Source organism: Alkalihalophilus lindianensis (assembly GCF_032843265.1).
Taxonomy (GTDB): domain Bacteria; phylum Bacillota; class Bacilli; order Bacillales; family Bacillaceae_D; genus Alkalihalophilus; species Alkalihalophilus lindianensis.
Genome location: NZ_JAWJBA010000011.1, coordinates 71,056 through 77,285, shown reverse-complemented (window position 1 = coordinate 77,285; position 6,230 = coordinate 71,056). Strand labels below are relative to the sequence as shown.

Genomic DNA, 6,230 nt, shown 5'->3' with positions numbered 1-6,230 from the left:
TTGGGGGCTTCCCCCTGTGAGAGTAGGACGTTGCCAGGCACCTAAAACCATTCCGATAAGGAATGGTTTTTTTGATGCATAAAGAGTAGAGAAGGCACTAAAGAGCTTACTGGTACGAAGGAACAGCAACTTCTTTGATTACTTCGTAGAATTCGCCGTGAAAAAGCTTCTATGAGAAACCTTGTGCTTTCCCCCTGTGAGACGAGTTCTTTCTCTTCGTAAAGCTACGTGAAAAGCTGTGGAGCAGAGCGGCATGAAACCCATCCCCGTAGAAGAGAAAGAATGAGCCAGGACGTTGCTAGGCACCTAAAACCATTCCTAATCGGAATGGTTTTTTTGATGTATAAAGAGTATAAAGGCGCGATAGAGCTTACTAGTCCGAAGGATAAAATCGAATTATTCATACTATTTGAAGGTTTATGATGCGATAATGTGTTAAAGTTATTACTAGATAAAGAGAGTATTGACCTAGAGAAAGAGGAGTTGGAGATTATGCGTGAAAAACAATTTAACACACAAACAGTTCATTTCCAAAAAAAAGAGGCGGCTTATCATGTAAGTAAAGCTAAGCCTATTTATCAAACTACAGCATTTACGTTTACAGACCTCGATGATATGGAAAGCTTTTATGAAGGCGAAAAAAGTTATCTATATTCAAGGTACAGTAATCCAAATACCGATGATCTGGGAATTGGTGTAGCTCTTCTAGAGGGAGCGGAAGACGGCGTTGCTACTTCATCTGGAATGGCTGCAATCCTAGCAGGAATTTTAGCTGTGGCTAAGGAAGGTGACCATGTACTAGCGTCTGAAGATTTGTATGGAGGTACTTATCAGCTATTTGAACAAGAACTACCCAACATGGGGATAGAGGTAAGCTTTGTGTCCTTTACTGATTTAAAAAAAGTAGAAGCTGCTCTTTCAGATAAAACAGTACTTATTTATACAGAGTCAATTACAAATCCTTTGCTTAGAGTTGAAGATCTAGATGGCGTAATTGCACTTGCTAAAAAACATCACATCTATTCAATGATTGATAACACCTTTGCTACACCTTATTTACTAAAACCTACAGAACAAGGTGCGGATCTGATTGTACATAGTGCAACAAAATATATTGGAGGACACAGTGATGTAAATGCAGGTGTATTAGTGGGTAAAGAAGAGCTTATTAAAAAAGCTAAATCTAAAGTTGTCACATTAGGTTGCAATTTAACACCATTTGAGGCGTGGCTTGGATGCAGAGGAATGAAAACATTAAGTTTACGAATGCAAAGACAATGTGAGAATGCAGCAAAGCTTGCTCATAAGCTAAGTGAATATTCAGCAGTAAGTAAGGTCTATTATCCAAAGAGTGTCTCAGAAAGAGGAAATGGGGCCATGGTTAGTATTGATTTAGCAGATGAGGTTAATATTGAAACCTTTTTTAAGGAGTTAAGCTGGGTTAAAATTGCTCCAACATTAGCTGGAGTAGAAACAACTGTTTCTTACCCATTGCGTACATCTCATCGAACGATTCCAGATCATCTTCGAGTTGATTTAGGGATTGGCAAACAGCTTGTACGAATTTCAGTCGGTATTGAAGACGAGCTTGATATTATTGAAGCTTTTACTCAAGCTATTGAAAAGGCCCAAACCAAAAACCTTTAAAGGTTTTTGGTTTGGTTTAGATAGTCAAACATTTGCTGCAGTAGCGGGATATTATCTGTGGCTAGGAGAATAGGCAGAAATAAGATGGTTAATAGTAAGGCAATAGGAGAAAGGGTCATAATACGAAGCGCCTCATACATTCTCTTTTTCATAGGTTCCTCCTATAGGTAGTAACATAAACATACATAAAAGATATTTTATATAGAATAATGGAGGGCCAAACTATAGTGCAATAAAAGAATGTTTAAAAAAGAAATAAAAAGCACTTGCAATGTATTTTTTGGTGTGGTATATTTATATATGTCTTAGAGAGACAAACAAAGTCTGGTGGCGATAGCAAAGAGGTCACACCCGTTCCCATGCCGAACACGGTCGTTAAGCTCTTTTGCGCCGATGGTAGTTGGGGGCTTCCCCCTGTGAGAGTAGGACGTTGCCAGGCAAACAATTTTTTCTGAATAAGATCTGGGTTGTTTGTTTATACTAACATTATAGCGTCGCGGGATGGAGCAGTCTGGTAGCTCGTCGGGCTCATAACCCGAAGGTCGGAGGTTCAAATCCTCCTCCCGCAATACCAAGAAGAAGTCGGAACTAATATGTTCCGGCTTTTTCTGTTATAACGAATGATTAGCTTGTCTATAATAGCTTGCACATCGCTTATCATTTCAGCTAAACTAATACAGATAACCTTAGGAACATCAATCCTAAGGTTTTTTGTAGGAGATGTATTCAGGAGGGTTAAAATGAAAGATGAGTTTTCATTTATATCAAGCATCACTCCAAAACAGATTCATCAACCTTCTTTGAACGTTGGAATTGGGGATGACGCTGCAATCTATAGTGGATCTACACAATACGATGAGGTTGTCTGTGTGGATACAATGGTCGAGGGTGTTCATTTTACCAAGAATACGCTTAGTCCTTATCAAATAGGTAAAAAAGCCTTAGCAGTTAATCTGAGTGATTTAGCTGCAATGGGGGCCATTCCCCATTATTTTTTGGTATCAATTGCAATATCTCCACAATGGACTGAGGAAGAACTAGAAGCTGTTTATAAAGGTATGAATGATTTAGCAAATAAGTATCAGACTGATTTAATTGGTGGAGATACTGTTTCAACTAAAGAAGGTCTAGTCATTACAGTGACCGTTATTGGAAGAGTGGAAGCAAGAAGAAGACTGCTTCGTTCTAATGCACAAATAGGAGATACGGTCTTTCTTACAGGCTATGTAGGAGGTTCAGCTGCTGGGCTTGCTTTATTACTTGAGTATGGGAGAAAAGCCGATTTCTCTAAGGAAGAAGAAAAACTTACTTTAGCCCATCAAGAACCGCAACCACAAATTGAAGCAGGAAGAATTTTAGCTCAATCAAACTTTCGTCTTTCATTAAACGATGTGAGTGATGGAGTGGCTAGTGAAGCGAATGAGATAGCAGAAGCGAGTCAGGTAAAACTTACAATTGATCCAGATAAACTCCCTTACCATCCTTTTTTAAATAATGGATTAGTTAGTAAGAAGCTTGATTTTGCTTTATATGGTGGAGAGGATTTTCAGCTTATAGGGACTGTGGCTTCCGAACACTTTGAAGCACTCAAGAAAAAGTGTAGTGAGAGTGATATTTTGCTCACTAGTATTGGAGAAGTGAATGAAGGTGAAGGCTCTGTTTATTTAAAAAGAGCAGATGAACAAATTAAATTATTAAAAAAAGGCTATAATCATTTTTCTAAATAGGTGATCAGATGAATAAATGGACAATGAATACAAGCACTCCTGAGGAGACATCGGAGTTAGCTAAGAAATTAGGAGAGATCGTTCAGCCTGGAGACGTCTTAACTCTAGAAGGCGATTTAGGTGCTGGAAAGACTAGCTTCACGAAAGGTCTAGCCAAAGGTCTTGGAGTAAAGCGTGTAGTTAGTAGTCCCACATTTACTATTATTAAAGAATATATGGGTAGAATCCCGTTATATCATATGGATGTCTATCGATTAAATGAAGGCGATGAAGAGCTTGGGTTAGAGGAATATTTTGAAGGAGAAGGTGTCTCCGTCATAGAATGGGCAAGTATCATTCATGAACAACTACCGAAGCATCGTTTGGAAATTGTCATAAAACATACGGGAGAGACGACTAGAGAAATTCAATTCACCTCTCTAGGTAATCGTTACGAACAACTAAGTAAGGAGTTAGCACAATGGGCTACACATTAGCAATTGATACATCTTCATACGTATTGACTTTAGCGATCTCAGCCGAGAAGAAAATCATTGGTGAAGTCACAACCAACATTAAAAAAAACCACTCTCTACGCTTAATGCCAGCTATTGATCAATTAATGAAGGATGTAGGGATATCAGCAAACCAATTAGAACGAATAGTAGTAGCGGAGGGCCCAGGCTCGTACACTGGTGTTCGTATTGCAGTTACAACTGCCAAGAGCTTAGCTTGGTCCTTAAATATCCCACTTGTTGGGGTGTCGAGTTTAGAGTTGATGGTGCAAACAGGACGCTATTTTAACGGCTACACCGTACCGATTGTTGATGCGAGACGGGGACAAGTGTTCACTTCTCTCTATAAAAGTGTACACAATCGGATGGTTGAAATACATGAAGATCGGCTAAGAATGCTAGGAGAATGGCTTGAACAATTAAAAGAATTAGATGGCCCAATCTTGTTTGTGGGACAAGACCTTGACCTACATAGCGAGGAAATACGTGTAGTCTTGGGTGATCAGGCTGTATTTGCGCCTCATGCGATGAGCTTACCTCGAGGTGGCGAACTTGCTGCTTTAGGTTATGAAAAAGAAGCAGTACAATCGGTTCACACCTTTGTGCCACGTTATCTAAGGCTAGCTGAAGCGGAAGCAAAGTGGCAAAGTGAGCAGGAAAAGGCGCGTGAGTCAAATGATTGAGCAAGCAAAGTCGATCATCCGTTTAATGACAATCGAGGACATTGAAGCAGTTTTCCAAGTAGAAGAGGATGCCTTTCCTACTCCCTGGAAACCATCTGTTTTTATAAATGAATTACATGCTAATAAGTTTGCTCATTATTTTGTCTGTGAGGTTGAAGGAGAGGTCATTGGCTATTGTGGCTTGTGGGTAATTGGGGAAGATGCTCAAATTACAAATATAGCCGTCCATACCTCAGCTAGGGGACAAAAGCGTGGGGAGGAACTGCTTACCTATGCAATGACATACGCAAAAGAAATGGGTGCTAGGCATCTATCATTAGAAGTAAGAGTTAGTAACAATGTAGCTCAAGGATTATATAAAAAACTGGGGTTTCAACCAGGTGGAATCCGTAAGAATTACTATACAGACAATCAAGAAGACGCAATGGTCATGTGGGTGAATATAAATGAAGAACAATGAGTTAATTTTAGCGATAGAAACAAGCTGTGATGAGACGTCTGCTGCTGTCATAAAAAATGGGGAAGAGATCCTTAGTAATATTGTTTCTTCTCAAATCGAGAGCCACAAGCGATTTGGGGGAGTGGTCCCTGAAATTGCTTCAAGACATCATGTAGAGCAAATAACACTCATTATTGAAGAAGCGATGAAGGAAGCAGAAGTTACGTTTCAAGATCTCTCTGCTGTAGCTGTTACAGAGGGACCAGGATTAGTGGGCGCTTTATTAATCGGTGTTAATGCTGCAAAAGCAATTGCGTTTGCTCATGACCTCCCTTTAATTGGAGTGCATCATATAGCAGGCCATATTTATGCAAATCAACTTGTCCACAAATTACAATTTCCTCTCCTTACATTGGTCGTATCAGGGGGACATACGGAGCTTGTTTATATGGAGAAAAACGGTTCATTTGAAATTATCGGTGAAACAAGGGACGATGCAGTCGGAGAAGCTTACGATAAAGTAGCTCGGACATTAGGTTTACCTTATCCTGGGGGACCTCATATTGATAAGCTGGCACATGAAGGAAAGCCAACCTATGATTTACCTCGAGCTTGGTTAGAGCAAGATAGTTTTGATTTTAGCTTTAGCGGTCTTAAATCTTCCGTTATTAATAACTTGCATAATAAGAAACAGCGTGGTGAGGAAGTTATACCTGAAGATCTTGCTGCTAGCTTTCAAGAGAGTGTTATAGAGGTCCTAGTAACCAAAACAAAAAAAGCCCAAGAACAGTATCGGGTTGCCCAAGTGCTGTTAGCAGGGGGAGTTGCTGCTAATAAAGGGCTGAGATCTGAACTGCAGCGAGTGTTTGAACCATCTGAGGTTGAATTATTAATTCCTCCATTAAACTTATGCACAGATAATGCTGCAATGATTGGAGCAGCCGCCAGTATAAAGTTTAAGCAAAAGAAGTTTGCAGCATATGATTTGAACGGAAATCCTGGGCTTGATTTAGAGAACCAATAGCTTTTAAATTTAAGGTTTAAAACCACTTACTGAAGCAAATGCTACCATTAAGTGGTTTTTTCTGTTTGTAAGCGATATCTATTTTTATCCATAGGATTTACTAACAAATATGTGGATAAAGTGGATAACTTTAAAAAGATACGTTGTATTAAGGGTCAAGCTGTTATTAACTTCAGTTGTGGATAAATTGTTCATTAATGTGGATTTACACTTAAA

General features: G+C 39.3%; 7 protein-coding genes, 1 tRNA gene and 1 rRNA gene. 8 read left to right on the top strand and 1 reads right to left on the bottom strand.

What is annotated here, in order from left to right; translation table 11 throughout:
• Positions 1 to 492 precede the first annotated feature (492 nt).
• Positions 493 to 1,647, top strand: a complete 1,155-nt coding sequence (locus tag RYX56_RS20025; RefSeq protein ID WP_317123802.1) for a trans-sulfuration enzyme family protein — start codon at positions 493 to 495, stop codon at positions 1,645 to 1,647.
• On the opposite strand, the gene RYX56_RS20020 is transcribed toward RYX56_RS20025, so the two are convergent.
• Positions 1,644 to 1,799 (bottom strand): hypothetical protein, encoded by a 156-nt coding sequence (locus RYX56_RS20020; RefSeq protein WP_317123798.1) that lies wholly within the window; start codon positions 1,797 to 1,799, stop codon positions 1,644 to 1,646. The genes RYX56_RS20025 and RYX56_RS20020 overlap by 4 nt on opposite strands.
• A 171-nt stretch (positions 1,800 to 1,970) precedes the next feature.
• On the opposite strand from RYX56_RS20020, the gene rrf reads away from it, so the two are divergent.
• From rrf to tsaD, 7 genes are all read left to right on the top strand, one after another.
• Positions 1,971 to 2,086 (top strand): 5S ribosomal RNA (gene rrf / locus RYX56_RS20015).
• 56 nt (positions 2,087 to 2,142) lie between these two features.
• Positions 2,143 to 2,216: transfer RNA gene (locus RYX56_RS20010), tRNA-Met, on the top strand.
• Positions 2,217 to 2,387: 171 nt separating this feature from the next.
• Positions 2,388 to 3,374, top strand: coding sequence for a thiamine-phosphate kinase (gene thiL / locus RYX56_RS20005; protein ID WP_317123797.1), 987 nt, complete (start codon positions 2,388 to 2,390; stop codon positions 3,372 to 3,374).
• An 8-nt stretch (positions 3,375 to 3,382) separates the two neighbouring features.
• Positions 3,383 to 3,850 carry a tRNA (adenosine(37)-N6)-threonylcarbamoyltransferase complex ATPase subunit type 1 TsaE gene (tsaE, locus tag RYX56_RS20000; protein ID WP_317123796.1) on the top strand — a complete coding sequence of 156 codons (468 nt, stop codon included), beginning with the start codon at positions 3,383 to 3,385 and terminating at the stop codon, positions 3,848 to 3,850.
• Complete coding sequence (gene tsaB / locus RYX56_RS19995; protein WP_317123795.1) at positions 3,835 to 4,551, top strand: tRNA (adenosine(37)-N6)-threonylcarbamoyltransferase complex dimerization subunit type 1 TsaB; 717 nt, start codon at positions 3,835 to 3,837, stop codon at positions 4,549 to 4,551. Before tsaE ends, tsaB begins: the two co-directional genes overlap by 16 nt.
• A complete protein-coding gene (gene rimI, locus RYX56_RS19990) occupies positions 4,544 to 5,011 on the top strand; it encodes a ribosomal protein S18-alanine N-acetyltransferase (RefSeq protein WP_317123801.1) in 468 nt (155 codons plus the stop codon). Before tsaB ends, rimI begins: the two co-directional genes overlap by 8 nt.
• The gene (gene tsaD / locus RYX56_RS19985) at positions 4,998 to 6,014 is read left to right on the top strand and encodes a tRNA (adenosine(37)-N6)-threonylcarbamoyltransferase complex transferase subunit TsaD (protein WP_317123794.1); all 1,017 of its coding nucleotides are present in this window, start codon (positions 4,998 to 5,000) and stop codon (positions 6,012 to 6,014) included. Before rimI ends, tsaD begins: the two co-directional genes overlap by 14 nt.
• Positions 6,015 to 6,230 lie beyond the last annotated feature (216 nt).